At 60.0% G+C, this 26178-nt stretch carries 25 protein-coding genes; 6 read left to right on the forward strand and 19 right to left on the reverse strand.

Annotation, left to right across the window (positions count from 1 at the left end; translation table 11 throughout):
- Position 1: 1 nt before the first annotated feature.
- The 3 genes from ACR0KS_RS09955 to pgsA are packed head-to-tail and all read right to left on the reverse strand — an operon-like array spanning position 2 to position 1366.
- The gene (locus tag ACR0KS_RS09955; RefSeq protein WP_170563779.1) at positions 2–445 is read right to left on the reverse strand and encodes a molybdopterin synthase catalytic subunit; all 444 of its coding nucleotides are present in this window, start codon (positions 443–445) and stop codon (positions 2–4) included.
- 3 nt (positions 446–448) lie between these two features.
- Positions 449–694 (reverse strand): molybdopterin converting factor subunit 1, encoded by a 246-nt coding sequence (gene moaD / locus ACR0KS_RS09960; RefSeq protein WP_170563782.1) that lies wholly within the window; start codon positions 692–694, stop codon positions 449–451.
- 3 nt (positions 695–697) lie between these two features.
- Positions 698–1366, reverse strand: a complete 669-nt coding sequence (gene pgsA / locus ACR0KS_RS09965) for a CDP-diacylglycerol--glycerol-3-phosphate 3-phosphatidyltransferase (protein WP_170485196.1) — start codon at positions 1364–1366, stop codon at positions 698–700.
- Between the two features lie 184 nt (positions 1367–1550).
- Between pgsA and ACR0KS_RS09970 the strand changes: the two genes are divergently transcribed.
- Complete coding sequence (locus tag ACR0KS_RS09970) at positions 1551–2435, forward strand: DMT family transporter (RefSeq protein ID WP_170563785.1); 885 nt, start codon at positions 1551–1553, stop codon at positions 2433–2435.
- On the opposite strand, the gene uvrC is transcribed toward ACR0KS_RS09970, so the two are convergent.
- The 7 genes from uvrC to ACR0KS_RS10005 all read right to left on the reverse strand — a co-directional run bounded on the left by uvrC (position 2432) and on the right by ACR0KS_RS10005 (position 10493).
- Positions 2432–4306: an excinuclease ABC subunit UvrC gene (uvrC, locus tag ACR0KS_RS09975; RefSeq protein ID WP_170563788.1), complete on the reverse strand. Its 1875-nt coding sequence runs from the start codon at positions 4304–4306 to the stop codon at positions 2432–2434. The genes ACR0KS_RS09970 and uvrC overlap by 4 nt on opposite strands.
- 290 nt (positions 4307–4596) lie before the next feature.
- The gene (locus ACR0KS_RS09980; protein ID WP_170563791.1) at positions 4597–5376 is read right to left on the reverse strand and encodes an SDR family oxidoreductase; all 780 of its coding nucleotides are present in this window, start codon (positions 5374–5376) and stop codon (positions 4597–4599) included.
- A 21-nt stretch (positions 5377–5397) separates the two neighbouring features.
- Complete coding sequence (locus tag ACR0KS_RS09985; RefSeq protein ID WP_170563794.1) at positions 5398–6360, reverse strand: calcium/sodium antiporter; 963 nt, start codon at positions 6358–6360, stop codon at positions 5398–5400.
- 168 nt (positions 6361–6528) lie between these two features.
- Positions 6529–7326: a S49 family peptidase gene (locus ACR0KS_RS09990; RefSeq protein WP_170563797.1), complete on the reverse strand. Its 798-nt coding sequence runs from the start codon at positions 7324–7326 to the stop codon at positions 6529–6531.
- A gap of 113 nt (positions 7327–7439) precedes the next feature.
- Complete coding sequence (locus ACR0KS_RS09995) at positions 7440–8201, reverse strand: ABC transporter permease (RefSeq protein WP_170387306.1); 762 nt, start codon at positions 8199–8201, stop codon at positions 7440–7442.
- A complete protein-coding gene (locus tag ACR0KS_RS10000) occupies positions 8198–9127 on the reverse strand; it encodes an ABC transporter ATP-binding protein (RefSeq protein WP_170563799.1) in 930 nt (309 codons plus the stop codon). Before ACR0KS_RS10000 ends, ACR0KS_RS09995 begins: the two co-directional genes overlap by 4 nt.
- Positions 9128–9227: 100 nt before the next feature.
- Positions 9228–10493 carry a TAXI family TRAP transporter solute-binding subunit gene (locus ACR0KS_RS10005; protein WP_170563802.1) on the reverse strand — a complete coding sequence of 422 codons (1266 nt, stop codon included), beginning with the start codon at positions 10491–10493 and terminating at the stop codon, positions 9228–9230.
- Positions 10494–10617: 124 nt separating this feature from the next.
- On the opposite strand from ACR0KS_RS10005, the gene ACR0KS_RS10010 reads away from it, so the two are divergent.
- A complete protein-coding gene (locus ACR0KS_RS10010) occupies positions 10618–11706 on the forward strand; it encodes a CaiB/BaiF CoA transferase family protein (RefSeq protein WP_170563805.1) in 1089 nt (362 codons plus the stop codon).
- An 82-nt stretch (positions 11707–11788) separates the two neighbouring features.
- Here ACR0KS_RS10010 and hemE read toward each other — a convergent pair whose 3' ends face one another.
- On the reverse strand, positions 11789–12823 hold the full coding sequence (gene hemE / locus ACR0KS_RS10015; RefSeq protein ID WP_170563808.1) for a uroporphyrinogen decarboxylase: 1035 nt from the start codon (positions 12821–12823) through the stop codon (positions 11789–11791).
- 106 nt (positions 12824–12929) lie between these two features.
- On the opposite strand from hemE, the gene hemC reads away from it, so the two are divergent.
- A complete protein-coding gene (hemC, locus tag ACR0KS_RS10020) occupies positions 12930–13889 on the forward strand; it encodes a hydroxymethylbilane synthase (protein ID WP_170563811.1) in 960 nt (319 codons plus the stop codon).
- 231 nt (positions 13890–14120) lie between these two features.
- On the opposite strand, the gene ACR0KS_RS10025 is transcribed toward hemC, so the two are convergent.
- The 7 genes from ACR0KS_RS10025 to ACR0KS_RS10055 all read right to left on the reverse strand — a co-directional run bounded on the left by ACR0KS_RS10025 (position 14121) and on the right by ACR0KS_RS10055 (position 22935).
- On the reverse strand, positions 14121–15398 hold the full coding sequence (locus tag ACR0KS_RS10025; protein WP_170563814.1) for an aminotransferase class III-fold pyridoxal phosphate-dependent enzyme: 1278 nt from the start codon (positions 15396–15398) through the stop codon (positions 14121–14123).
- A gap of 1 nt (position 15399) precedes the next feature.
- Positions 15400–16503, reverse strand: a complete 1104-nt coding sequence (locus ACR0KS_RS10030) for a mandelate racemase/muconate lactonizing enzyme family protein (RefSeq protein WP_170563817.1) — start codon at positions 16501–16503, stop codon at positions 15400–15402.
- A gap of 109 nt (positions 16504–16612) precedes the next feature.
- Positions 16613–17728, reverse strand: coding sequence for an enolase C-terminal domain-like protein (locus tag ACR0KS_RS10035; protein ID WP_170563820.1), 1116 nt, complete (start codon positions 17726–17728; stop codon positions 16613–16615).
- Positions 17725–18831, reverse strand: coding sequence for an enolase C-terminal domain-like protein (locus tag ACR0KS_RS10040; RefSeq protein WP_170563823.1), 1107 nt, complete (start codon positions 18829–18831; stop codon positions 17725–17727). Before ACR0KS_RS10040 ends, ACR0KS_RS10035 begins: the two co-directional genes overlap by 4 nt.
- Positions 18828–19403: a dimethylsulfonioproprionate lyase family protein gene (locus tag ACR0KS_RS10045; protein WP_170563827.1), complete on the reverse strand. Its 576-nt coding sequence runs from the start codon at positions 19401–19403 to the stop codon at positions 18828–18830. The genes ACR0KS_RS10040 and ACR0KS_RS10045 overlap by 4 nt, the downstream gene beginning before the upstream one ends.
- On the reverse strand, positions 19400–20482 hold the full coding sequence (locus ACR0KS_RS10050) for an alcohol dehydrogenase family protein (RefSeq protein ID WP_480693188.1): 1083 nt from the start codon (positions 20480–20482) through the stop codon (positions 19400–19402). The genes ACR0KS_RS10045 and ACR0KS_RS10050 overlap by 4 nt, the downstream gene beginning before the upstream one ends.
- Entirely contained in the window at positions 20479–22935 is a 2457-nt protein-coding gene (locus tag ACR0KS_RS10055; RefSeq protein WP_170563830.1) for an FAD-dependent oxidoreductase, read from the reverse strand. The genes ACR0KS_RS10050 and ACR0KS_RS10055 overlap by 4 nt, the downstream gene beginning before the upstream one ends.
- A gap of 68 nt (positions 22936–23003) precedes the next feature.
- On the opposite strand from ACR0KS_RS10055, the gene ACR0KS_RS10060 reads away from it, so the two are divergent.
- From ACR0KS_RS10060 to ACR0KS_RS10070, 3 genes are read left to right on the forward strand one after another with little or no spacing between them, the layout of a single operon-like run.
- A complete protein-coding gene (locus ACR0KS_RS10060) occupies positions 23004–23891 on the forward strand; it encodes a MurR/RpiR family transcriptional regulator (protein WP_170563833.1) in 888 nt (295 codons plus the stop codon).
- Positions 23888–24976 carry an aromatic ring-hydroxylating oxygenase subunit alpha gene (locus tag ACR0KS_RS10065; protein WP_170485227.1) on the forward strand — a complete coding sequence of 363 codons (1089 nt, stop codon included), beginning with the start codon at positions 23888–23890 and terminating at the stop codon, positions 24974–24976. The genes ACR0KS_RS10060 and ACR0KS_RS10065 overlap by 4 nt, the downstream gene beginning before the upstream one ends.
- Before the next feature lie 42 nt (positions 24977–25018).
- Positions 25019–25402 (forward strand): carboxymuconolactone decarboxylase family protein, encoded by a 384-nt coding sequence (locus tag ACR0KS_RS10070; RefSeq protein WP_170563839.1) that lies wholly within the window; start codon positions 25019–25021, stop codon positions 25400–25402.
- 39 nt (positions 25403–25441) lie between these two features.
- Here the strand turns inward: ACR0KS_RS10070 and ACR0KS_RS10075 are convergent, their stop codons facing one another.
- Entirely contained in the window at positions 25442–26110 is a 669-nt protein-coding gene (locus ACR0KS_RS10075) for a TetR/AcrR family transcriptional regulator (RefSeq protein WP_170563842.1), read from the reverse strand.
- Between the last annotated feature and the right edge of the window lie 68 nt (positions 26111–26178).

Consider the following 26178-nt stretch of genomic DNA (forward strand, 5'->3'; position numbering starts at 1 on the left):
GTTACCACCGGGTCAGCGCGTCTTCATCTTCGTCCTTGGCGGCCACCCACTCGGCACCGGATGCGGTGATTTCCTTTTTCCAGAACGGCGCACGGGATTTCAGGTAGTCCATCAGGAATTCCGCTGCCTCGAACGCATCCTTGCGGTGCCGCGCAGCTGTCGCCACCATCATGATCCGATCACCCGGAGCCAGCCGCCCGTGGCGATGAATTACCAACACATCCCCCAGTGACCAACGCTGCATTGCCTGCTCCGCAATTTCGGTCAGGGCACGTTCGGTCATGCCGGGATAGTGTTCGATCTCCATGACATCCAGATCGCCCGTAGCCAGATCACGCACAACACCGGTAAACGTCACAATCGCCCCGTTTGCAGCACCGCCGGCGGCAAAGGCGTTGGCTTCGGCGCCCAGATCGAACGCTTGTTCCTGAACCACGATACGCATGGATTAGCCGCCGGTCATGGGCGGGAAGAACGCAACTTCACGAACCCCGGCGAGCGGCGCGTCAAAGTCCGACAGCTCTTGATCAAGCGCAACGCGCAGCGCCGTCAGGTCAGCAAAGGCGGCGGCATAGCGATCTTCGCGCGCGCTGAGTTCGGCCACCAAATCGGAAACAGTCGCGGCTTCGGTCTCGACCCGTTCTTTCGGCAGGCCGATGCGTTCACGCACCCAGGCGAAATACAGAACGTCCATCGCTTAGCTCTCCTTCAGATGGGGCATGGCTTTACGTAGGTAGTCATAGCCGGTGATCAATGTCAGGGTCGCTGCGAGCCACAAGAGCCACAAACCGATCCGTCCCGACCAGAACATGCCCTCTAGATGCCAGCGGATATTGTTTGCGTCGTCGACCTGACCGGTCAACACCTGATCAATGGTCGCGGGATCCATACCAAAGGTCGACATAACGAAATGGTGCTCGAATATCCCCTGAGAAAACAGAACGGCAATCGCCACCATTTGCGCGGTCGTTTTCCACTTGGCCAGCATGGTTACTTTCAGCGTCCCGGCCACGTCACCGAGGTATTCGCGCAGCCCCGAGACGAAAACCTCGCGGAACAGGATCACAGTCGCAGGCAGAACCAGCCACGGCGTCCAGTGCTCGGCCGAATAGCCCACAAGGATCATCAATGCGATCACGACCATTGCCTTGTCAGCGATCGGGTCCAGCATGGCACCCATCTTGGTTTCCTGTTTCCACGCCCGCGCCAGATACCCATCGAACCAATCGGTGATGGCGGCCGACAGAAACAGGATCAAGGCGAACCAATCGGCGAGAGGACGGGAAAAATAAAGAAACATTACGGCGAGACCAGGTGCTGCCAACAGGCGTAGCACGGTCAGGATATTGGGCAGGTTCCACTTCATGCCGCGACACTACATCGCCGTTTCAGGACATAAAAGACGGCCGGTCAAAAAACTCACCCTGCACAGGCGGTTGCCTGTCTACGGAACGGGGCAAGAAACAGGGCGCCTCGGCCAGATATCTCTTGGCGCATCGCCGCATTGAGGTCAGATTGGCCGCCGGTTCCACCTGAACATATCGCAGGACATGAAAACTCACATTCAAACCAACCCAAGGTCTAACCTGATCGGCAGTGCCTGGATGATCGCGGCCATGGCGCTGTTTGCGCTGGAAGACGCGCTGCTCAAGAGTGCGTCTGCTGAAATCCCGATCTGGCAGGTTCTGGCCCTTTTCGGAGCCGGAGGAACATTGATCTTTGCGTGCGTGGCGCTGGTGCGCGGCACACGGCTGTTCCAACCGGACGTGCTGTCGCGGCCGATGAAAATACGGGTTGTCTTTGAAATCTTCGGTCGGCTGTTTTATGTGCTGGCCATTGCACTGACGCCTCTATCCTCTGCCACAGTGATCCTGCAGGCCACACCACTGGTTGTCGTCGCGGGCGCTGCACTGTTTTTTGGCGAGACTGTCGGCTGGCGGCGCTGGAGCGCCATTCTGATCGGGCTGGTCGGCGTCGTGATCATTATCCAACCAACCGGAGACAGCTTTTCCCTTTTGTCGATCCTCGCGGTCTTGGGGATGCTGGGATTCGCAGGGCGCGATCTGGCCAGCCGCGCGGCCCCGGCCACGCTGGGGACAGAAGTGCTGGGCTTCTACGGTTTCGTCTGCATCATTGTGGCCGGGCTTGCCTATCGGTTCTGGGAAGGCGCGCCGCTACAGCCCTTGACCCCGACCGTCAGCCTGCACATGGCCGGAGCGATCGTGATGGGCGTCATGGCCTATGCCGCGCTGATGAAAGCGATGCGCACCGGAGAGGTCTCGTCCGTCACCCCGTTTCGCTATTCGCGGCTGCTTTTCGGTATAGGACTGGGCGTCGCAATGTTCGGAGAACGCCTGGATCAGGCCATGTGGATCGGCAGCGCCCTGATCGTTGCGTCGGGTCTTTATATTCTATGGCGCGGACGGCGGACCTAACCCTTGTCGTGGAAAAAATCGTAGACCTTTTGCGCCAGCCCCGCCGAAATCCCATCCACCGCCTTTAGGTCGGCCAGATTGGCCCGACTTACGGCCTTGGCACTGCCAAAATGTGCCAGCAATGCCCGTTTGCGCGCGGCTCCGACGCCTGGGATTTCGTCCAGCGGGGTCGCGCCAACCGCTTTTGCCCGCTTCGCACGATGCGTCCCGATGGCAAACCGGTGCGCCTCGTCTCGCAGGCGCTGGACGAAATACAGAACCGGATCGTTGCGTTTCAACGCAAACGGGCGATGGCCAACGCGGTGGAACTCTTCCTTGCCGTGGTCACGGTCAACACCTTTGGCGACGCCCACCATCGGGATGTCTTCGACGCCGTGCTGAGCCATGATCTCATGCACCGCGCTGACCTGCCCCGCCCCGCCATCAATCAGCAGAAGGTCCGGCCACATACCTTTGTCGCGATCGGGGTCTTCTTTTTGCAGACGGGTGAAACGGCGGTTCAGAACCTCTTTCATCATACCGAAATCGTCACCGGGCGTCAGGTCATCACCGCGGATGTTGAACTTGCGATAGGCGTTTTTCATGAACCCTTCTGGCCCCGCAACGATCATCCCGCCAACCGCGTTGGTACCCTGAATGTGCGAGTTGTCATAAACCTCGATCCGCTCGGGCGGGGCATCAAGGTCAAACGCTTCAGCCACGCCGCGCAACAGCTTGGCCTGCGTCGCGCTTTCTGACATCCGACGCGCCAGTGAATCCCGCGCGTTGCGCAAGGCACCAGCAACCAGTTCCTGTTTCTCGCCGCGCTGAGGGACAAGGATTTCAACCTTGCGCCCGGCCTTCTCGGACAATGCGTCCTGCATCAGATCGGCGTTTTCAATTGCATCCGACAGGATCAACTGCCGGGGCGGTTCCTTGTTGTCGTAGAACTGGCCCAGAAACGCCTCCATCACCTCGGCGGGCGATACATCCGCCCCGACCCGAGGATAGAAATCCTTGTTCCCCCAGTTCTGGTTGGCGCGGATAAAGAACACCTGCACGCAAGCCTGACCGCTATCCATATACAGACCGATCACATCCGCCTCGGTCACGCTGCGCGGGTTGATCCCCTGAGACGTCTGCACCTGCGTCAATGCCCGGATGCGGTCACGCAGGCTGGCGGCGCGCTCGAACTCCATCGCCTCGGACGCGGCCATCATCTGGTCGGCCAACTCCTCCTGCACCTTGGTCGAGCGACCAGACAGGAACCGTTCCGCATCCTTGACGCTTTCGCGGTAATCGCTTTCCGAAATCAGCCCGACGCACGGCCCCGAACAGCGCTTGATCTGATACAGCAGGCAAGGGCGCGTCCGGCTGTCGAACATGGAGTCCGAGCAGTTGCGCAGCAGGAACGCCTTTTGCAACTGGTTCAGTGTCCGGTTCACCGCGCCCGCGCTGGCAAAAGGACCAAAATACGCGCCCTTTTCCTTCTTGGCCCCGCGGTGTTTTTTGATCTGTGGAAAGGCGTGATCTTTTGCCACCAGAATGTTCGGGAAACTTTTGTCGTCGCGCAGCAGCACGTTGTATTTGGGCTTGAGCTGCTTGATCAGGTTCTGCTCCAGCAGCAGCGCCTCAGTCTCGGTCCGGGTGGTCAGAAACATCATCGAGGCAGTCGCGGCGATCATCTTCTCGATCCGCCCCGAATGGCCGGGTCGCGTATAGTTCGATACCCGCGCCTTGAGGTGGCGCGCCTTGCCCACGTACAGAACCCGGCTGTCCGCATCCAGCATCCGGTAAACGCCCGGAGAATTGTCCAGCGTTTTGACGTAGCGCTGTATACATTCGTATCCAGTGCCCTGTCTTTCGAGGTTCGATTCGTTCTGGGTGGTCATGAGCCTGAAATATGATTCCCTGACCATGGCTGCAATCTTGTGCGTCTCAGATCAAGAGAAAACAAATCCACGGTTTCTGTGGATAACTATGAAGATAAGTTTCTGAGGATCTCGATTTTCCCTTAATTCATTAAGGATTCCTCGTTTTGCCCAAAAAATAGGCGATATATTAAAGTGTTGTTTTTAAACGTTATTTTTTCACGTGCGTGACAAGTGTATGAAAAAAAAGACAATTTTGTAACGCGTTGGTAACAGAAATGCGAGCGGTGCAAAACTTGCGTCAGAGATGCTTATTCCAGCCCCAAAACATCCGGTGTTTGCCAAGCAAGATGCTGCCCGCCGTCCACGCATAATAGCTGTCCTGTCACGGCCAGCGCGTCCAGAAAATACCCTAGGGCCGCAGTGATATCCGACGGGTTTGCGCCACGCTCCAGCACGGTATTGGCGCGTTGCGCCTTGAAATGATCTTCGCTTTGCCTGTGGCCCTGCATCGTCGGGCCGGGGCCGATGGCATTGACGCGGATTGCAGGGGTTAGCGCCTGCGCCGCCGTGCGGGTCAGCGCCCACAGACCCATCTTGGCGATGGTATAAGACATGAACTCGGGCGTCAGTTTGCGGACGCGCATGTCGACCATGTTAACGATCAGCCCGACCGCGACTGGTTCACCTGCGTCGTCGGTATCCGGCTCTAGACCCTGCTCTGCCATCGCCTGAGTCAGAACGAACGGCGCGCGCAGATTGCTGTCCAGATGCCGGTCCCAGCTTTCACGGGTGGCCGTATGGATGTTGTCATATTCAAAGATCGAGGCGTTGTTGATCAAACATGTGATCGGCCCGCCCAAAGCCTCGGCCGCGCGTGGCAGAAGGGTCTGGACCTGTGCCTCATCCAGCAGGTCAGCCTGCAACGAAACCGCCGTGCGGCCCATTGCCTGAACCTCGGACACGACCTCAGCCGCCGGATCAGCGGATGTCGCGTAGTGAACGGCGACATCATACCCGCGTTTCGCCAGATACAGCGCCATTGCTCGGCCAAGACGAATTCCGGCACCAGTTACCAACGCTCGGGTCATGAAAGCTCCCTCTCAGTCAAATCACGCCAACAGAGAGATGACGTAGACCCCGTACAGCAGAGTCAACAACAGACCCCACCCACGCGTGATGTCTTTTTTGAAGAACACAAACGGGATCAGCAACAGCGATGCGCCCAACATGACCCATAGATCGAACTGCAGGAATTCCGGGTCGACCGGAATAGGACCGACCAGTGTGGCGATCCCCACGATGGCCAGCAGGTTGAACATGTTCGAGCCGATCACGTTGCCCAACGCGACGTCTGCCTGACGGCGCAGAGCCGCCATCACGGTCGTCGCCAGCTCTGGCAGAGACGTGCCAACAGCCACCAAGGTCAGGCCGATCACAGTCTCGGTCACTCCGTAGGTACGTGCTATGACCGTTGCGTTATCCACCAGCAGATGCGCACCCATCGGCAAGCCGATCAGCCCCAGAACCAGATAAATCGATATCTTCCAATACGGCATGTTCGGGTCGGCTTCTTCCAGCCCGTCCAGTTCGTCGTCATCTTCGCACGGCTGACCGCAGGCTTTGCGATGCGCGTGGGCCTCGCGGAACGCATTCCACAGAACAAGACCAAGTGCAGCCAGCAGGATTGCCCCGCTATACAGGTTGAATATGCCGCAGAATGCCAGCCCGATGAAAAGCACCGAGGCCAGCAACATAAAGACATAGTTCTTGCGGCTGTCGCATTCGCTGGTGTGCAGCGTGGCCAAAAGCGCAGGTAGGCCCAGCACCAGAAGGATGTTGGCCGTGTTCGACCCCACCACGTTCCCCAGCGCGATCCCCGGCGCATTTTCCTTGATGGCGCTGATCGCGATCAAAAGCTCGGGGGCCGAGGTGCCGAAGGCCACGATTGTCAGACTGACGATCAACGCGGGCACACCCAGACGCAGGCTCAGATTCACCGCACCGCGCACCAGCGCATCACCCGCCAAAAGCAGGATCAGCAGCCCGAGGCCGGAAAACAGCCATGCCGTCATGTACGGCCTCCTTTTTCGCAGGCGCAGGGGCCTTTACCGATCCTGAACCGCCCGCAGCGCGGGCATCTTGAAGACTGCAACCTCTGCTGTCCCGGAAAGCGCAGCTTTCCGAACATTGCCAGGACACCCATAGCAATCAGAAAGAGGGTTACGATCTTGATAATCACGTTACAAACCGAAACGCGCGTAGGCCGCGCGCTCCTCAAGTCCGGCAATCGCATCCTGCGCCAGCGACGCCCCGAACCGGGACCAGAGCGGCTTGCGAAGACCGTAGCGGCGGAACTTTACCTTGTCGCCAAACCGCTCCTGCATCTTGGGCTTAAGGTGGGCGATACCGTCGATCAACCCCAAGTCCCGCGCGCGCTTGGCCAACCAGACCTCACCAGTGAACAGGTCCTCGTTTTCATCCAGCTTTGCACCACGACGTGTTTTCACATGGGCGATGAAGTTGTCGTGAATATCGGCCAGCAACCTTTCCAGCCGCGCGACATCCTCTTTCTTTTCCGGAGAAAACGGGTCCAACATGGATTTAGATTGCCCCGCCGTATGGACGCGACGTTCAATTCCCTGACGTTTCAGCAACACATGCGCCCCGAACCCGGACGATATCACCCCGATTGAGCCTAGTACCGAGCTGTCGTCTGCGTAGATCTCATCAGCCGCCGCTGCCAGCCAATACCCGCCCGAGGCCGCGACATCCTCGACAAATGCAATGACCGGAACGTTCAGTTCCTCGGACAAGCGCCGGATGCGGGCGCCAATCAACGAGCTTTGAACCGGCGATCCTCCGGGCGAGTTGATCTCAAGCGCCACCGCAGAGGGCTTTCCTTTGCGAAAGGCTTTCTCAAGCACCGGGGCAAGCGAGGTATCAGACATCGACGCACGTCCGGCCATTCCGATGGCACCGGACAATCGCACAACGGCGACGCTGGGTTGTTTTTTGAGAAACGGCAGGCTGAGTTTCATGGATGCCGATGTAGAGTGCAGCCAACCGGTAAACAAGGGACCGCTGCGGCCTAATACGCGACGTGAACCAAATTCCCACACATGACGGGCAAAAATGCAACGCCGCGGATCACCTAGCTGCGGATGCGCCAGCCTGTTTTAAAAATCCATCCGATGATACCCAGACAGATGCCGGTGAACGCCAAAATAGCCAAAAGGCTGAACCCGATGGGAACATCAGCAAGCCCGTAGAAAGACCAGCGGAACCCGGAAATCAAATAGACCACCGGATTGAACAGGGTGATGGTCTGCCACACCGGAGGCAGCATCGAAATCGAATAGAATGTACCGCCCAAAAAGATCAGCGGCGTCACCACCAATTGCGGGACCAGCGACATCTGCTCAAAATTGCTGGCCCAGATGCCGATAATGAACCCCAGCAACGAAAAGCTGAGGCACGTCAGAACCAGAAACGACACCATCGCCAAAGGGTGCTCGATCCTCAGATCCACGAAGAAGGTGGCGGTGATCAGGATCACCACCCCTACGAACAACGCCTTGGTCGCCGCCGCCCCGACATAGCCGATCACGATCTCGATAAAGTTCACGGGGGCCGACAGCAGTTCGTAAATCGTGCCCAGGAACTTAGGGAAATAAATGCCAAACGACGCGTTCGAGATCGACAGCATCACCACCGACAGCATGATCAGCCCCGGCACGATGAACGCACCGTAGGACACGCCCTCGACCTCTTGGATACGGCTGCCGATGGCGGTGCCGAAAACCACGAAATACAGCGAAGTGGACAGGACCGGAGACAGAAAGCTCTGCGCCAGTGTGCGAAAGAACCGGGCCATTTCAAACCGGTAAATGGCGGCGACAGCGGACCAGTTCATGCGGGGGCTCCGGACACTAGATTGACAAAAATTTCCTCAAGGCTCGATTGACGGGTCTGTACGTCGCGCAAAACCAATCCCGCCTGCGCCACGTCGTTCAGAAGCGTTGTGATGCCCGTTCTGTCAGCGTGGATATCATAAGTGTAGACCAGCGAGTCTCCGTTCCCGTTCAGGGTCAGATTATGCTCGGCCAGACTTTCAGGGATGGTTTGGATGGGTTCCGTCAGCATGACCTCGATCTGCTTTTTGCCCATCTGAGCCATCAGCGTGTCCTTGTCCTGCACCAGCAGCAGCTCACCCTTGTCGATGACACCCACGCGGTCGGCGATGGCCTCGGCCTCTTCGATGTAATGCGTGGTCAGGATGATGGTGACACCCGCCTGTTTCAGCTCGGCCACGATTTCCCACATGTCTTTGCGCAGCTCGACATCAACACCGGCTGTGGGCTCGTCCAGAAACAACACGCGCGGCTCATGGGCCAGCGCCTTGGCAATCAGCACGCGGCGCTTCATGCCGCCCGACAATTCCTTGATCGCGTTCTTGCGTTTGTCCCACAAGGACAGCTTGCGCAGGATTTCCTCGATCCGAGCACTATCCGCGCCATACCCGAACAACCCGCGCGAAAACCGCACCGTATTCCAGACTTTCTCGAACGGCTCCAACGCGATCTCTTGCGGAACCAACCCGATCATACGACGGGCGGCCCGAAACTCGGTCTGGATATCATGCCCGCCCACCGTCACGGACCCAGAGGTCGGAGTCGTGATCCCGCAAACTGTGGAAATCAGAGTCGTCTTGCCCGCTCCGTTTGGTCCCAGCAGCGCAAGGATCTCTCCTTCTTCAATATCCAAAGAGACGCCTTTCAGCGCCTCGAAACCGTCAGCATAAGATTTGCGCAAGTCCTTGATGGACAGAATTGGTGCCATTCACTTTCCCCGTTCTGGCGGGGACATTACCCCGGCGAACCGACACAGAACAGGCCCATTCCGCACAGGACCCTGCGCATTTTTGTTCGCGTCAAAACTCTCAAGTTGGCCCGGCATTGCGCAATTCGGCAATTCGCTTCTGGATCAGCTCGACATGCAACCGGGCGTCATATTGCCCCTGCCGGTAAGCAGCCGGCAAACGCAATGCAGCCAAACGCTCATCCAGTTCGCTCAAGTGCGACTGCATCGTATCCAGTTCGGCGTCGCTTGGATCATTGGCCAACTCCAGCTCGATCTCGCGGATTTCGGGGTAATGCTGCCAAACGCGCCAGCGCATCGCATAGGCATAGGCAAAGGGCAGCAGCCGCATCAACGGAACCACGATAAAGAAAAATGGCAACAACAACAGCAATACCCGGTTGATCTGTGCGGCAATCCAGTAAGGCAGCCAGTTGTGCCAAGTGGACGGTCCCTCCAGGATCAATTGCCGCGCCGTATTGCTGACATTCAAGCCAGTGCCTTCAATGCTTGGGAAAACGCCCGGATCGGTGATTATGCCGCGCGCCCGATGCAGCTCGATCGCGGCCATTGTCAGACGATTGACCAACGCAGGGTGCAGATCGGGCCGTACAACAAGCCTGGCCTCAATTGCGATCAGATCGACTGGCCGAGGCGGTAGCACCGGGTCCAGTGACATCCCGCCCGCCGGAACAGAGACCACAGTGGCATAGGCCAGACGCCTCGAAATCGCCTGAACATGGGTTAGGTCCAACACCCTCAACCCGGGTTCCTCGTAGGCTGCTTTCAGGTAAGGAGCTTCGATCGGCGCCACATACACCGCAATATCCAACTCTCCGCCCAACAGGGCAGTGGCGGCCTCAGCATAAGGGATCGAAAAATGTTCGTTGTCCTCCTCGGCCAACCCGACGGCACGCTCGAAATCCCGAAACGCGGCCGCCGTGCCCGACCCCGGAGCACCGCTGTTGATCCGCAACCCGGACCATAAGGCGGGATTGCGCGGGATGGCTGCACCCTCGTTCACCAAAAAGACGACCGGCTCGAAAAACACGGCGCCGACGGCCTCGGCCACGGCAGGGTCGACCTTTATTCCGCCCTGCAGAAAGGCCGCATCCACATCGCCGGCCTCCAGTAGCCCAGCATTGTCGACTGACCCGGCTGTTTCGAGAATTTCAAGGCGGATACCGTCTCGTGCCAAAATCTCTGCATAGTCCTGCGCCACGGTCTCATAGGCACCACCCGCGGGTCCTGCTGCCAGCACAATGGTATTTGGCGGGTGCAGACGCGAAAGTATGACCGCCAAGACTGCCAGCGTGACAACACTGCCGAAAAGGATCCACAACCGCATCCGAGCCTCACTCTACGCACCGCAGGGAACGCTAGAGGGCGCATAACCATCTTGCAAGCCGCGAAAATCCGGTCTTGCATTTCCAATGCAGCCCCGGAAACCTGCGTCAATCAAAGGAGGCAACATGCTGCACGGAACCCGGATCATCGAGATCGAAGGCTTGGGCCCTGGCCCGTTCGCGGCCATGCTGCTGGCCGACCTTGGTGCGGATGTCGTCGCCATCCACCGCAAGGGCCAGCCCGCCACCCCCGGAATGCCCGAGACGTCCGTTCTGGATCGCGGGAAACGGTCCATAGACCTGAACCTCAAGGACGCAGCCGATCTTGAAATCGCCAGACGCCTGATTTCGTCAGCCGACGCATTGATCGAAGGCTTCCGCCCCGGCGTGATGGAAAAGCTCGGCCTCAGCCCCGAGACGTGCCACTCCCTCAACCCCAAACTGGTCTATGGCCGAATGACGGGCTGGGGACAGGAGAGCCCCCTGTCAGAGAGGGCAGGCCACGACCTGAACTATATCGCAATGTCCGGCGCGCTCTGGTACGCCTCGGCAGCAGGGCAGGTACCACAGACGCCGGCAACATTGGTGGGCGATATCGGTGGCGGCGCGATGTACCTTGTCACCGGCATACTGGCCGGCCTTATCAACGCACAGCGTACAGGTCAGGGTACCGTTGTCGATGCCGCCATCTATGACGGCTCGGCGCATATGATGAACCTGCTCATGAGCATGCGTCAAACCGGCAACCTGTCGGAAACCCGCGGCCATAGCCTGCTGGACGGCCCCCATTGGAGCCGCACCTATACCTGCGCCGATGGCGGGTTCATCACGGTGCAATGCCTCGAACCAAAATTCTACGCTGAGTTCCTCAAAACGCTGGGGCTGTCACAGGACCCTGACTTCAACAAACAATACGACCCTAACCTGTGGCCACAGCTCACCGCGCGCCTGACCGAAATTTTCGTCCAACACCCCCGCGACCACTGGGCGGCGCTTTTCCACAAAACCGACGCCTGCGTCGCACCCGTCCTCAGCCCCGAACAGGCCCAGTCTCATCCCATGAACAAAGCGCGCCAGACGTGGCAGGACATCGAAGGAGACCTCCAGGCCGCCGCAGCGCCGCGCTTTTCAAACCACGTATGGCAACCAAAACCCAGCCCATCGCGCGGAGAACACCGCTCAGAGATTCTGGACGAACTCAACCAAAAGCGCTGATCCGCCCCTTCATCTGGCTAAAAATATCCCGGGGGATGAATTGGCCGCAGGCCAAGAAGGGGGCTGGCCCCCCTCCGCCAGCTTACCGCGATCGCACCGTATCAATCATCAGCTGCACGTTCTCAGGATCTGCATCCGGCGTGATCCCATGCCCAAGATTGAAAATATGCGGCCCCTTGGAAAAGGCCTCGACGATCTTGTGCGTCTCATCCACCAAAGCCTGCCCGCCCGTCACCATGTGGGACGAGGCCAGATTGCCCTGCACACAGCCGTCCACCTGCACGTGATCGGCCGCCCAGTCAGGCGAGACCGAGTTATCCAAGGCCACGCAGTCTACACCGGTCGCCTTGGCGAACCCGATATACCCATCCCCGGCCTCGCGTGGGAAACCGATCACCGGAATGCCCGGATGACGTTGCTTGATCGCCTGAGTGATCACACGGCATGGCTCAACTGCGTATTTCTGGAACGCGTCCCCCTTCAAAGACCCGGCCCAGCTATCAAATATCTTGACCACCTCGGCCCCGGCCTCGATCTGGGCCGAGAGGTACTCGATCGTCGCCTGCGTAATCCGCTCCAGCAGCGCCTCGAACAGTGCCACATTCCCTTCGCGCAGCGCATGGGCCGGGCCTTGATCCGGCGTACCGCGCCCGGCGATCATATAGGTGGCCACCGTCCAGGGCGCACCAGCAAACCCGATCAGAGTCGTCTCGGACGGCAATTCCCGTGACAAGATTCTCACGGTCTCATAGACCGGAGACAGCGTCTCGTGGATCGCGTCCACGGGCTTCAGCGCATCAAATTCCGCTTGCTGGGTGATGGTTGACAGACGCGGCCCCTCGCCGGTCACGAACCACAGATCAGCGCCCAGCGCTTGCGGCACAAGCAGGATATCGGCAAACAGGATCGCCGCGTCGAACCCATAGCGGCGGATCGGCTGCAAGGTGACCTCGGCCGCCAGTTCCGGGTTATAGCATAGGGACAGAAAGTCCCCCGCCTGTGCACGCGTCGCGCGATATTCAGGCAGATACCGCCCGGCCTGACGCATCATCCAGATCGGCGGCACATCCTGCACCTCACCCGCCAGCGCCCGCAGCAGTTTCTTTGTCTCGGCCATGTCTGCCCCCAATCATCAGGTTTGCGCCACGGGTCGGCCCTCAGTGGCAATTTGTCAAGCTCTGCCCCCATTGTCAGGGCAATGTGACGCGACTAAAGCTGAGCGTATGACACTGACCCTGCCCTCTCCCGCTTCACCACTGAAAATCGGCACCCGAGGATCGCCTCTGGCGCTGGCACAAGCCTATGAGACGCGGCAGCGACTGGGCTCGGCGTTCGACCTACCGGATGAGGCCTTCGAGATCGTGGTCATCAAAACCACCGGTGACAACCGCGCCATGATCGACGCGGACCGCCCGTTGAAAGAGATCGGCAACAAGGGGCTGTTCACCAAAGAAATCGAAGAGGCAATGCTGCGTGGCGAGATCGACATCGCTGTGCATTCGACCAAGGACATGCCTGTGGAACAACCCGCAGGGCTGGTGCTGGACACATTCCTGCCGCGCGAGGATGTGCGCGATGCGTTCATCTCGCCCAGCCTCAGTTCGATCCACGACCTGCCGCAGGGCGCGGTGGTCGGCACGTCATCGCTGCGCCGTCGGGCGCAGTTGCTGAACCGGCGCCCTGATCTAGAGGTCGTTGAATTTCGCGGCAATGTGCAGACCCGCCTCAAGAAACTGGCCGATGGCGTGGCCGATTGCACCTTTCTGGCCATGGCCGGTATCCGCCGCCTGAACATGGACGACGTTCCCGCGAACGCCATTGCGCCCGAAGACATGCTGCCCGCTATCGCCCAAGGCACTATCGGCATCGAACGCCGCAGCGACGATTCCCGCGCAGCTTGTATGCTCGAAGCCATCCACCACGCGGAAACCGGGCAGCGACTGGCCGCCGAACGCGCGCTGCTGGCCGCGCTGGACGGCTCGTGCGAGACGCCAATCGCCGGCCTTGCCGAAATACAGGACGGCCACCTGCGCCTGCGGGGTGAGGTTCTGCGCCTGGACGGGTCCGAGGCCATCTCGGAAGTCCTCACCGGCGCGGTTGCCGATGGGCCTGAGATGGGCCGCGCCATGGCCGAAACGCTGTTGCAGAAAGCGGGCTCAGGATTTTTTGACTGGAGAAGTTGAGAAAAATTCCGCAATGTGAACTACTTCACTGTAGGCACAGCAACAGGCTGCAAAGATACGGATACACCGATTGAGACGCCGGGCCGCTCTCGAAAAAGTCGAAAGTTTGCAAGTCTGTCCGTATTTTTAAGTGGTATTCGAGGGGGCGAGGCGCTGCCCCGGACATCCAATCAGTCAGGGCCGCTGTCATGAACTGGCAGCGGCCCGTTTATTTGTTCCAGCTCAATCCGTTCAGGCATTGGTAATCATCTGAACCGCTTTTTCGACCGCGTGCTTGGTCTGTTGCAGGTCTGCTTCCGTCACTGCCAAGGAAGGATAGAGCTTGCCCGGCGACTTGAAGATGCCACTCGCCCGTAAGCTGTTGTTGTAAATCACGTTGCGATGTGGATCATCATGCTTAGCGCTGCGGTAATCGCGGCAATCGGCGTCTGTGAAATAGATATCGAACAGGGTTTCATCGCCGCAAATCCGATGCGGAATCCCCGCGTGGTTCAATGCCGCGACCTGCATCTGCTGAAGCGCTGCTCCTGTCGCGCGCAATTGATCATAGACCCCGTCGCGTCGCAGAACCTCCATCGTCTTCAGGCCCGCGACCGAAGCCACAGGGTTGCCGGACAGGGTTCCGAGCTGCATCAGCCACCCGCCCTCGCCTACGTGATCCTTGTCGAAATGCTTCATGATCTCTGCGCTTGCGCCCAGCGCGGCCAACGGGAACCCGCCGCCGATGATCTTGCCCAGCGTGCAGATATCGGGCGTCACGCCGTATTTCTCCTGCGCGCCGCCATAGGCCAAGCGGAACCCGGTGACGATCTCGTCAAAGATCAGCAGGACATTGTGCTTATCGCACAGATCGCGCAGCCCTTGCAGGTATCCGGGCAAGGGCGGGATGATCCGTTGCAAGGGTTCGACCATGATCGCGGCAATATCGTCATGTTCGTCCAGCAGGGCTGCAACGGCGTCCAGATCGTTGAACGGCGCGATCAGCATCTGTTCGGCCACACCAGCAGGTATCCCGGCGCTGTCTGGCACCGCTTGTGGAAAGTTGACCCGACGGCTGGGGGCAAGGCTCATTTGTGCTTCGGCGCTCATGCCGTGATAGCCGCCCTCGAACTTCAAAATCTTGTCGCGGCCCGTATAGGCGCGGGCCAGACGGATGGCGTACATATCCGCCTCGCCGCCCGAGGCGACAAAACGCACCTGTTCGCAGCACGGCACGGCGTCGATGATCGCCTCGGCGAGTTCGATCCCCTTGGCGTTATTGGCAAAGAAGGTCATACCCTTGGGCAATTGCTCCAGCACCGCCTCCATCACTTCGGGGTGGCCGTGGCCCAGTAGCATTGGGCCAGAGCCGATCAGGTAGTCGATATATTCATTGCCGTCCTCATCCCAGACATGGCTGCCCTCGCCACGGGCGATGATGATGCCGGGGTCGAAATTGCCAAATCCCCCGGCGGGCAGGACCTCATTCGCACGGGCGATCCATTCGGATTGAGTGTTGATCTTGAGCATCTCAGACGATCTCCAATATCGGGGAACCAAGGACATCCGGGTCAGGGGCGACACCTAAGCCCGGACCTTCGGGCGGAGCAATACGACCGTTTTCACGGTTTGGTGAATCCGGGCAAAGGCGTGGGGCCACGTAGGAGGACAGATCACAGGTGTTCAGCAACGACCCCTGCGGCGTTGAGGCAGCAAAGTGCAGCGACGCGGCAGTGACAATATCCGACCCCCAAGTGCATTCGGCGCAAATCTCGGCCCCAAGATGTACGGTCAGATCGCGGGCGCGGCGCATGGCTGATAGCCCTCCGAATTTGGACAGTTTCAGCGCCACGGCATCCATGCAGCCCAACTGGTGCGCGCGCAGCAGCGAGGCCAGATCATGGGCGTTTTCGTCGATCTTCATCGGCAGACCGGTGGCTTGACGGACGGCAGCGCAGTCTTCGAGCGTTTTGCAGGGCTGTTCAAGCATCACATCCAGATGCGCAACCGCACGGCCTGTCCGCGTGGCCTGAAGGCGAGAAGCCCCGCAGTTCCAGTCGCCGTAAACCAACGGCTCCGGTCCCACGGCCTCGCGCACTTTGATCAGGCGTTCGGCGTCGGCCTGCCAGTCGGCCTCGACCCCCAGCTTGACCTGAAATTGGCGAATACCGGTCTGATACGCAGTTTGCGCGATGCGCGCCATTTCATCCGGGGCGACGCAGGTAATCGAATGGTAGAGCGGCATGTCCTTGCGCGTGCGTCCGCCCAACAAGGCATAGACCGGCTGGCCCGTGGCCTGGCCGAACAAGTCCCAAAGGGCCAGATCAACGGCGGATTTGGCATAGCGGTGGCCGGGCAGAAACCCGTCGAGCTTTCGCATGGGCGCGTCGGCCCCGAAAGGCGACATCCCGAGGATTTCTGGGGCCATTTCGGTGATCGCTGAGGGGACACCATCGGCATAGGCGGGAAGGTAGTGCGGGATCGGACAGACCTCGCCCCACCCTTTCAGGCCAGTATCCGTTTCAAGGCACAGGACATGGGTTTTGACCGTGGCGCAGGTTTTACCTTCGGCCATGTGGTAGGTCTCATGGCTGGTGAGATCGACGGACCAGAGGGTGAGCTTGGTGATCTTCATTGCGGCCGTCCTTTGGGTGGTGATGTCGTGCAGTCAGAGGGGCCAGCCCCTCTCTTGGCCTGCGGCCAATTCACACCCCGGGATATTTTTGGCCAGATGAAGGAGCGGATCATCGCGGGACCTCGTAGGTGGCGATTGGGGGGCCGAGGGCGTCTTCGTCGGGATGGACGCCAAGGCCCGGGATTTCTGGCAGGTGCAGGTGGCCGTCCGTGTTGCGAGGGCCGCGGCCGCCAGCGATGTCGACGGTGATCATGTCCTGACAGGCCCAGACTGCGTGGCAGTTTTCATCGGGGATGGTGGCAGCCAGATGTAGGGCTTCGGTATCGGCCAGAACGGAGCCTCCGGTCGCCATGACGAACATGTCGATCCCGTGGGCCAGTGCGATGTCGCGCATCCGGGCGGCCTTGGTCAGGCCGCCGACGCGGTTGAGTTTGATCCCGAACACCTCGGCCACACCATCGCGGGCAATGCGCGTTGCGTCCTGCAAGGTGACGAGGCTTTCGTCCACGGATACCGGCGAGGCGTGGCGGCCCGCGATGGCGGCGATATCATCCAGGGACTCGCAGGGTTGCTCGAACATCACTTGCAAAGGTTCGCAGGCTTTCATAACCCTCAGCGCCTGTTGGCGGGTCCAACCGCGGTTTACGTCGTAGAGGACGATTTCACCGGGGCGGCGAATACTCTCTACATCGCGGACGCGGGCGATATCGCGTTCGACGTCTCCGCCGATTTTGACCGAATGGGCGACGTAGCCCCGGCTGCGGTAGCGGTCCATGACCTTTCGGGATTCTTCGGCGGTTTTGGCGCCGACGGATGAGGCGATCGGGCGCGGTGTACGCGAGCCGCCGCCCATCAGGTCGGCAATCGGCAACTCTGCCGCCTGTCCTGCAATATCCCAGCAGGCCATGTCGATCGGACTTTTGGCATAGAGATGGCCGGGCAGCGCGGTGTCCATCGCGCGCTCAACCTCCAGAACCCTGCGCGGGTCGAGGCCCAGAACAAACGGGGCCATGGTTTCGATCCCGGCGCGGATGCCCGGGCCGTGGGCGGGCACGTAGGTGTGGCCCCAGGGTGTGCCCTCGCCCCAACCCGTCAGGCCGGTATCCGTTTCGATCTTTACCAGCGTCGCGTCGAGCGTTTCAAACTTCAGCCGTCCACCGGATAGCCAGTAGGGATGCTCTAGCAGCAGGTCGACGTGGTAGACGGTGATGGTTTTGATTTTCATAACGCGTACTCCGCCACGGGGATGCCGAGGCTTTCAAAATCCGGGGTGACGCCTAACCCTGGCGCATCCGAGGCGTAAAGCTTGCCGTTTCTCGACACAGCTCCGCCGATTCCAGTGGACCGGGTGTTGTAGTTCATCAGGTCGGTGGTGTTTTGCAGGTAGTCTGCGGGCGTCGAGGCAGCAAAATGGGCGACCGTGGCAGAGGTGATTTCCCCACCCCATGTATCTTCAGCCACCACGGGAATGCGGTTTTCAATCAGGTAGTCGCGCACCCGTCGCGCCTTGCTGAGCCCTCCAAGATTGGACAGTTTCAGACAGCAGATTTCGGCCCCTTTGTCGGCAACAATACGTTGCGCCATGTGCATACCCGTCAGGCACTCGTCCAGCTTCATCGGCTGTTCCGCGACTCGGCGGACCTGCTGACATTCCTCATACGTGCGGCAGGGCTGTTCGAGGATAAAGTCCAGATCGCGCGTCGCCCGTGCGACCCGGATCGCATTGTCCACGCGCCAGCCCTGATTGGCGTCGGCCATCGCCTTTTCGCCCGGTTGCAGCAACGGGATCGCGGCACGGATCCGGTCGATATCAGAGGCCCAATCCGCGCCCACCTTGATCTGGAACTGGCGGTAGCCCTGATCGCGATAGGCGTTCATTTCGGCTACGGTCTTATCCAGCGCCTTCTGCGGCGCAACGCGGTACATCGGAGCGCCATCGGTCAACTTGCCGCCCAGCAGCATCCACACGGGTTGATCGCACGCCTGACCCAACAAATCCCAGCACGCCGCGTCGAACGGTGCTTTGGCATACCCGTGCCCCTGAACCAGATGGTCCATAAGCTGTTCGATCCGACCAACCTGTCGTGGGTCTTCACCCAGCAGCTTCGGCGCGAGCAGCCGTGCCAAGGCCGGAACGCCTTCGGAATGCGCGACCATGTAGTTTTCTCCACAAGGGGTGAACTCTCCACAGCCCTGCAACCCGGCATCCGTGTCGATGACCACAACCGAGGCCACCGCCACCTCGATCGCGTTGCCCGCACCCCATACATAGGCTCCGCCCACATAGGGCAGCCCGGTTTGGTAGATGCGGATGCGGGTGATCTTCATGCGGCGTCCATCCGGGGCAGATCGTCCAAACCTTCCCCTCGCCACAGAACATAGGTCAGGATCGGGCGATCGGTGGTGGCCATGGCGTGGCTTTGCCAACTGTTGTGAAGCCGGGTTTGATTGGGAACAAGATCGGCCTCGTTACCTTCGACCTTGAACCGCGCGCTGCCCGCAACGATCAGGTAAAGCTCTTCGGCCTGATGACTGTGCCAGTCATAGGTCAGACCCGCCCCCCAAAAGGCCACGTATCCCCGCAACCGGGTCGAGTGGAAGTGACCTGACGGGCCAAACAGCTCATAATAGCCATACCGGTTCAGGAAATCCGCACCGACCTCATCCTCGGTATAGGTCACTTTCCAATCGGCCAGATGTGCGGTAGCCCGGATTGCCTCTGTCAGGGCTTTGGTTGGCCCCGCGTCTGGCTCAATCGCCTGCACCAGAGGCACCGCAGGGATCGCGTTTGGTGGCACGTCAACGGCGCGCAGATCATCTGGCCAGTCTCCGAAAGCGGCCAGATCGGGATGCGCGTGGTGCAGCTGTTGGGCGGCCTTGAGGACATCATCCATAGTCATGGGATCACCACGATGTTGCCGGTGTGCTGTTTGGCGATGAAGGCCGCCTGCGCCTCACGCAGCTCCTCCAGAGGATATGTCGCGGCGAGGGCAGGTTTGATCTGACCCGCCTCGATATATTTGACGAGGTTCTGCATCACCTGCGGGTCAATCACGGTCGAGCCGGTGAAGGTCAGGTCGCGCAGGTAAAATGTGCGCAGGTCAAAATCCACCATCGGCCCTGCGATGGCACCGGAACAGGTATACCGCCCGCCGCGTTCAAGGATATCGATCAGGGTCGGCCAATAGGGGCCACCGACCACATCCGCGACCACGGTGATTTTATCGTCACCCAGCGCCGCACGCAGGTTGCCAGGCGCACGCGGCAGGATTCTGTCCGGGCCAAGTTGGGCGACGTCGGAGTGTTTCGCCTCGGACGCCAGCGCAATCACCCGCGCACCGCGCCGTTTGGCCAGTTGCACCAATGCGCCTCCGACCCCGCCTGAGGCTCCGGGCACCAGAACCGTGTCTTTCTCGGTGACTTTGGCGCGGGTCAGCATCCCTTCGGCGGTCGAGTAGGAACAGGAAAACGTCGCCAATTCCGCATCCGTCAGATCGGAGGTGATCGGCACCGCATTCACGGCCAGTGTGGTGGCGTATTCGGCAAACCCTCCGTCCCGTTCCGAGCCGTAGTAGCCGGTTTTGTCCTTGTTTCCGGGGTCATCCGGGTCGCGCAGCCAGCCGTCGGTGATCACACGCTGACCGATACGGGCGGGGTCAACGCCCGCGCCCACGGCGACGATATGGCCACAGATATCGGCCCCTTGGATGCGCGGGAAGGTGATCGGGTTGCCGCCCCATGTGGGGTCTTCCTCGCCCACCTCGTCAAACGCACCTCCGGTGGTCGCGTCGGTGACCGTCTTGGAGTACCAGCCGGATCGTGTGTTCACGTCCGTGTTGTTCAGACCGCAGGCGGCGACTTTGATCAGTACCTCATGGGCCGCGGGTTCGGGGCGGGGCCAGTCTTTGTGCAGCACCATTTGCTCCAAACCACCATGGCCCATCGTGACCATGGCTTTCATTGTATCGGGCAGGGTCATTGCGCGGCCTCCAGTATAGCATCAGTGCGCGGCAGCAGGCTTTGCGGATCATAAGCCGGTTCGCCCAACACGCGGGCCGCGCGGGGTTGGCCGTGGATGACGACCTGCAATGCCGTACCGGGCGTGGCGGCCTCAGGTTTGACGTAAGCGAAGGCGAGGATCTTGCCGACCGTGTGCCCATAGGCCACCGATGCGGTCGAGCCGACGACGCGGCCATCCAGCACGACCGCCTCACCCCCATGACCGTCGATCTCGCCATCTGGTTCGATTTCCAGATAGGCGCAAATCCACGGCAGGTCGGCGTTCAGGGTCTTGTCCTTACCCAGATAGTCCTTGTCGGTACGAGCAAAGCGCAGCACGTCGGCTTCGACCAGAGTGACCTCATTGGTCAGCTCGCCCGCGCCTTTGAACCCCTTCTCCATCCGCATCACGTTCATGGCAAAGCTGCCATAGTCGGCGATGCCGAGCGGTTCGCCCGCCGCCCAAAGTGCGGAGTAAACATCCAGACAGGCGGCGTTGGGCATGTGAAGCTCCCAGCCCAGTTCCCCGGCATAAGACATGCGGAACGCCCAGACCTGATGGCCTGCGATCGTAATCTCTTGCGCGGACAGCCAGCGGAACCCCGCATTGGTCAGATCGGCATCAGTACAGCGCGCCAAAACGTCCCGCGACCGTGGGCCGTTCAGTGACAGCGCCGACCAGTCAGCGGACAGTGCGATGATCTGAACATCCTCATCCGCACGCTGTTGGGTCAGATGATCCAACAGGCGTTGTTCAAAGAACGCGGCACAGACCAGATAGAAGCGGTCTTCGGCCATACGAACGATGGTCGTCTCCAACTCGATCCTGCCCCGGCGGTTCAGCATATGGGTCAGCGTGATCGAGCCAACCTTTTGCGGCATCCGGTTGGCGGTCAACCGGTCCAGCAGGGCATATGCGTCCGGGCCGGAAACCTCGACCTTGGTAAAGGCTGTCACATCCATGATGCCGACACGTTCGCGCACTGCTTTGACCTCGGCCGCGACCATGTCATCGGCGGGCGTCCGGCGGAAGGAATAGTGATCGCGTTGCTCGACCCCATCGCGGGCGAACCAGCGAGGGCGCTCAAAACCGTAGACCTCCTCATGCACCGCGCCCTTGGATTTCAACAGCTCATACAGCGGCGACGGCTTGATCGGACGTCCCTCTAGCCTGTTGAAATGTGGAAAGGGGATTTCGTGGCGCAGGCAGTAGTCTTCCTCGGCCTTGATCACTTGCCAGTCCTTGGTGGCGAAACTTCCGAAACGGCGCGGATCGAATTCACGCATCGAAATATCCGCCGCCCCATGCACCATCCAGCGCGCCAGTTCGCGCGTCAGCCCCGGCCCCCAGCCGATCCCGATTTGCGTCCCGCAGCAGCACCAATAGTTCCGCACACCCGGCGCAGGCCCGATCAAAGGGTTCCCGTCCGGAGGATGCGAAATCGCCCCATGCACGTCGCGTTGAATGCCCAGCTCGGCAAAGATCGGCATCCGGTTCAGGCTTTCTTCCAGCCACGGCATCACCCGGTCGTAATCCGCATCGAACAGCCAATTTTCGTATTCCCACGGGCAGTGATCATGCCAGACCGAATTGGGGTTCTCTTTCTCATAAATCCCGATCAGACCGCGATTTTGCTCCATCCGGATATAGCCCGAGACTTTGCGGTCATCGCGGATCACCGGCAGTTCGGCGTCGAGGTTCTGGAACTCGGGCACCGGTTCGGTCACGAAATAGTGGTGCGTCATCGAGGTCATCGGCAGTTGCAGCCCCGACCATTCGCCCATCTGACGCGCATAGGTGCCGCCCGCGTTCACCACATGCTCGCAGGTGATGGTGCCCATCTCGGTTTCCACCACCCATTCACCGTTCTCGTCCTGCGTGATGTTGGTGGCGCGGCAGTTGCGGAAGATGCGGACGCCTTTCTGACGTGCACCAGCCGCCATCGCCATAGTCACATTGGTCGGGTCCACGTGGCCGTCATCCGGCGTGTGCAGCGCACCCAACACACCATCTAAATTGTAGAACGGGTGCAGCTCGGCCACCTTTTCAGGCCCAACCAGTTCGATATTGAACCCCAGCGAGCGACCCACCGACAAGGTGTGGCGCAACCAGTCCATCTCATCCTCGGTATAGGCCAAACGGAACGAGCCACAGCCATGCCATGTCACCGGCTGGCCCGTCTCGGCCTCCAATGCGCCAGAATACAGGCTAATGTTGTAGTCCACGCATTTGCCCAGCCCAAAGCTCGAGGTCGAATGCGTGATCTGCCCTGCCGCGTGCCACGTGCTGCCGCTGGTCAGCTCGGCCTTTTCCAGCAGGACAGTGTCTTCGCCCCAGCCTTCATGCGCCAGATGATAGGCCAGACCGACCCCCATGACGCCGCCTCCGACGATGACCACGCGGGTGTGGGCGGGCAATTTCTTCTCGGACATGACATTTCCTCTTCCCGAGTCGCTTTTCTGCTCGACAGGCTAATTCCACATTTGTACCATCGTCAATCATGAATGACACAAATGTATCATCAATCGTTCTCGACCGCCTGACCGAAGAATGGGACGCCCTGACACCCGAGGCGCAGAAGGCCGCGCGCTATGTGCTGGAAAACCCAACAGACGTTGGGGTTTCCACAGTGCGCGAGATTGCCGAGGCCGCGAAGGTCAAGCCCAACACCTTTGTCCGCATGGCCCGGCAAGTAGGCTTTGAAGGCTATGAGGATTTCCGCGCCCCGTTTCGCGACGCGATTCGGCAAGGTGGCGTGTCCTTCCCCGATCGCGCCCGCTGGTTGCAGGATATCGGGAAATCGGGAGAGTTGGGCGGGCTTTACGCCGATATGGTCGGTGCCGCGATCCGCAATATCGAGGAAACCTTTGCCGGGGTAGATGCGGCCCGCCTGAAGGCCGCGGCCGAAGATATCTGGAAATGCCGCCAAATCTTCACACTGGGCGTTGGCGTGAATAACGCGAACGCCCGCAATTTCACCTATCTGGCGTCAACAGGAATGAAGCAGTTCCACGCCATCCCCCGCCCCGGATCGACCCCTGTGGACGACCTAGCCTGGGCCGATGAACAGGACGTGCTGATCGCCATCACCTGCCACCCCTACCGGACCGAGGTCATCGACGCGATCAAACTGGCCCGGCAACAGGGGCTGACTGTGGTGGGCATCTCGGACAGCCCGGCCAGTCCGGTCATTCTGAACGCGCAGCACGGCTTTGTCGTGGCCGCCGATACGCCGCAATTCTTCCCCTCGTCCGTTTCGACCATCGCTTTGCTGGAAACGCTGCTGTCCTTTGTGGTGGCCGTATCGAGCGACGAAATCGTCGAGCGGGTGGATCGGTTTCACCAACGCAGACACCAACTTGGCCTCTACGCGGAGGAGCCTGAATGAACGCCCCCCTCACCCACTCACTGGACGCGCGCTATTATACCGATCCCGCGATCTTCGCGCAGGAAATGCAGGGGCTTCTGGCCCGAACGTGGCAATTCGCCGGGCACGTGGCACAGGTGCGTGAACCGGGCGACTATTTCGCGTTCGAGATCGCGGGGCAAAACCTGTTCTGCATCCGGGGCCGCGACGGTGAAATCCGCACGTTCTACAACGTCTGCCAACACCGCGCCCATGAGATGGTCAGCGGCGCAGGCAATACCCGCGTGGTCGTCTGCCCGTATCACGCGTGGACCTATGAACTGACAGGCCAGTTGCGCGCCGGGCCGAATATCAAATCGGTTCCCGGTTTCGACCGCAGCGCGATCTGCCTGACCTCAGTCCGGACCGAAGTGTTCAACGGCTTCATCTTCGTCAACCTCGATGATGACGCAGCACCCATGGATGAATGGTACCCCGGCGTGCGCGAGGAAATCCGCGCCTTTATCCCGCATATCGACGATCTGGAACCGCTGGAATGGGTGGAAATCCAAGAAAACTGCAACTGGAAGGTCAGTATCGAGAACTACTCGGAATGCTATCACTGCCCGACCAACCATCCGACTTTTGCCGAAGGAGTCGTCAAGCCCGAGACCTATGACATTCAGCCCGACGCCAGCGGCGGTTACGTCCTGCGGCACACAACCGAGTGTCAGAGCCTCGACAAGATGACCTATCCCATCGACATGTCAGTGCCACACGCGGGCGACTATCAGTCATGGTTCCTGTGGCCGATGTTCTCATTCCAGTGCTACCCCGGCAACGTGCTGAACACCTATCACTGGCGCGCGCATGACGCCGATCACTGCACCGTCTGGCGCGGCTGGTACACCGAGGGTGGATCCGAAAGCGCCGTGATCCGGCAACTGGCCGTGCAAGACCGTGAAACCACCGTGGAAGAAGATATCCGCCTGGTGGAATCCGTTCATCGCGGCCTGAAATCCCGCGGCTATCGTCCCGGACCATTGGTCTTGGACCCCGGTTGTGGTGTGATGTCGGAACACTCGATCGCCCGGCTGCAACAATGGATGCGCGAGGCCGTGGACTGATGTCCTGCGCAAGCGACCGAGACCTGAACAGCAGAGGATAAAATGGCAGATATTTTCGACGAAGACCTGTTCCTGAAAGGGCTGGAACAACGCAAAGGCACTCTGGGCGCGGAATATGTCGAGAAGAATCTGGCCGCAGCCGATGACTTCACCCGCCCGTTTCAAGAGGCCATGACCGCGTGGTGCTGGGGCTTTGGCTGGGGCGATGACGTGATCGACGCCAAGACACGGTCGATGATGAACCTGTCGATGATCGGCGCATTGGGCAAGATGCATGAATGGGAAATCCACTGCAAAGGCGCGATCAACAACGGTGTAACGCCCGAAGAAATCCGCGCCATCATTCACGTGATCGGCATTTACTGCGGCGTCCCGCAGGCATTGGAATGCTTCCGCGTCGCACGAAAGGTTCTGGGATACACTTAACCGACCCGACACGCGGCAGGTCCGGCACAACTCACCGGGTCACGACGACCCCGTGCTTAAACTGCCGGTAATGCCAGCCTCGCAAAAGTTCAGCAGGTTCTCGATCATGTCCTCTGCCTCGGGTCCACCGTCGGACCCGGACAGGGCTGAAATACGCCAGTCGGACGTACACAAAGCCAGCATCGCAGACACCGCATAGACCAACGACGCGGACACACGGTTTGGGTCAGCGTTGGGGAACCGTGCACACAAGGCCTGAACCGCGAAGGATGCGGCGGGATCGAAATGCACCTTTGCCAGCGCCCGCCAGCGCGTATCCGCGGAAACCATCGCCACGATACGCGCGTAAGCCAACCATTGAGGATCACCGCCGAATGCGCGCGTGATCAGCGGCAGCATATAGGCCGCGACAAAGTCCCTGACCCGCCAATCCTGACCCTCCAGCGCCTTGATCGCAGCAAGGCGTTCTTCGGACAGAACAGAGGCCCGGCGCGCGACGATCCGTTCAAACAATTCTTCTTTCGGGCCGCCGTGAAAGTTCACGTTCGCCTTCTGAACCTGCGCCCGTTCCGCGATGTCTCGAATCGATGCGCCCTCGAATCCCCGTTCGGAAAAAACCTGCTCTGCCGCGTCCAGGATTCGCTCTCGCGCAGCTACAGATCGCTGCGACGGCGCCCTTTTTCTTTCTTTTACAGCGTGTTGTGACATCTCAAAAATCAGTTTGCCTTATTTAGAACGATCGTTCAAGGTAAATGACGTCGCAGGAGGAGAGACGC

Source organism: Ruegeria sp. BC7, from assembly GCF_056539165.1.

Excerpts from the sequence above, each read along its gene's own strand:
- hemE (WP_170563808.1), bottom strand. The coding sequence starts at position 12,823 with ATGGCCGAGACAAAGAAACTGCTGCGGGCGCTGGCGGGTGAGGTGCAG.
- ACR0KS_RS09955 (WP_170563779.1), bottom strand. The coding sequence starts at position 445 with ATGCGTATCGTGGTTCAGGAACAAGCGTTCGATCTGGGCGCCGAAGCC.
- ACR0KS_RS09995 (WP_170387306.1), bottom strand. The coding sequence starts at position 8,201 with ATGAACTGGTCCGCTGTCGCCGCCATTTACCGGTTTGAAATGGCCCGG.
- ACR0KS_RS10060 (WP_170563833.1), top strand. The coding sequence starts at position 23,004 with ATGAATGACACAAATGTATCATCAATCGTTCTCGACCGCCTGACCGAA.
- moaD (WP_170563782.1), bottom strand. The coding sequence starts at position 694 with ATGGACGTTCTGTATTTCGCCTGGGTGCGTGAACGCATCGGCCTGCCG.
- hemC (WP_170563811.1), top strand. The coding sequence starts at position 12,930 with ATGACACTGACCCTGCCCTCTCCCGCTTCACCACTGAAAATCGGCACC.
- ACR0KS_RS10005 (WP_170563802.1), bottom strand. The coding sequence starts at position 10,493 with ATGCGGTTGTGGATCCTTTTCGGCAGTGTTGTCACGCTGGCAGTCTTG.
- ACR0KS_RS09985 (WP_170563794.1), bottom strand. The coding sequence starts at position 6,360 with ATGACGGCATGGCTGTTTTCCGGCCTCGGGCTGCTGATCCTGCTTTTG.
- ACR0KS_RS10010 (WP_170563805.1), top strand. The coding sequence starts at position 10,618 with ATGCTGCACGGAACCCGGATCATCGAGATCGAAGGCTTGGGCCCTGGC.
- ACR0KS_RS10045 (WP_170563827.1), bottom strand. The coding sequence starts at position 19,403 with ATGACTATGGATGATGTCCTCAAGGCCGCCCAACAGCTGCACCACGCG.
- ACR0KS_RS09980 (WP_170563791.1), bottom strand. The coding sequence starts at position 5,376 with ATGACCCGAGCGTTGGTAACTGGTGCCGGAATTCGTCTTGGCCGAGCA.
- ACR0KS_RS10000 (WP_170563799.1), bottom strand. The coding sequence starts at position 9,127 with ATGGCACCAATTCTGTCCATCAAGGACTTGCGCAAATCTTATGCTGAC.
- ACR0KS_RS10065 (WP_170485227.1), top strand. The coding sequence starts at position 23,888 with ATGAACGCCCCCCTCACCCACTCACTGGACGCGCGCTATTATACCGAT.
- ACR0KS_RS10050 (WP_480693188.1), bottom strand. The coding sequence starts at position 20,482 with ATGACCCTGCCCGATACAATGAAAGCCATGGTCACGATGGGCCATGGT.
- ACR0KS_RS10030 (WP_170563817.1), bottom strand. The coding sequence starts at position 16,503 with ATGAAGATCACCAAGCTCACCCTCTGGTCCGTCGATCTCACCAGCCAT.
- ACR0KS_RS09970 (WP_170563785.1), top strand. The coding sequence starts at position 1,551 with ATGAAAACTCACATTCAAACCAACCCAAGGTCTAACCTGATCGGCAGT.
- ACR0KS_RS10040 (WP_170563823.1), bottom strand. The coding sequence starts at position 18,831 with ATGAAGATCACCCGCATCCGCATCTACCAAACCGGGCTGCCCTATGTG.
- ACR0KS_RS10070 (WP_170563839.1), top strand. The coding sequence starts at position 25,019 with ATGGCAGATATTTTCGACGAAGACCTGTTCCTGAAAGGGCTGGAACAA.
- ACR0KS_RS10055 (WP_170563830.1), bottom strand. The coding sequence starts at position 22,935 with ATGTCCGAGAAGAAATTGCCCGCCCACACCCGCGTGGTCATCGTCGGA.
- pgsA (WP_170485196.1), bottom strand. The coding sequence starts at position 1,366 with ATGAAGTGGAACCTGCCCAATATCCTGACCGTGCTACGCCTGTTGGCA.
- ACR0KS_RS10075 (WP_170563842.1), bottom strand. The coding sequence starts at position 26,110 with ATGTCACAACACGCTGTAAAAGAAAGAAAAAGGGCGCCGTCGCAGCGA.
- ACR0KS_RS10035 (WP_170563820.1), bottom strand. The coding sequence starts at position 17,728 with ATGAAAATCAAAACCATCACCGTCTACCACGTCGACCTGCTGCTAGAG.
- ACR0KS_RS09990 (WP_170563797.1), bottom strand. The coding sequence starts at position 7,326 with ATGAAACTCAGCCTGCCGTTTCTCAAAAAACAACCCAGCGTCGCCGTT.
- uvrC (WP_170563788.1), bottom strand. The coding sequence starts at position 4,306 with ATGACCACCCAGAACGAATCGAACCTCGAAAGACAGGGCACTGGATAC.
- ACR0KS_RS10025 (WP_170563814.1), bottom strand. The coding sequence starts at position 15,398 with ATGCTCAAGATCAACACTCAATCCGAATGGATCGCCCGTGCGAATGAG.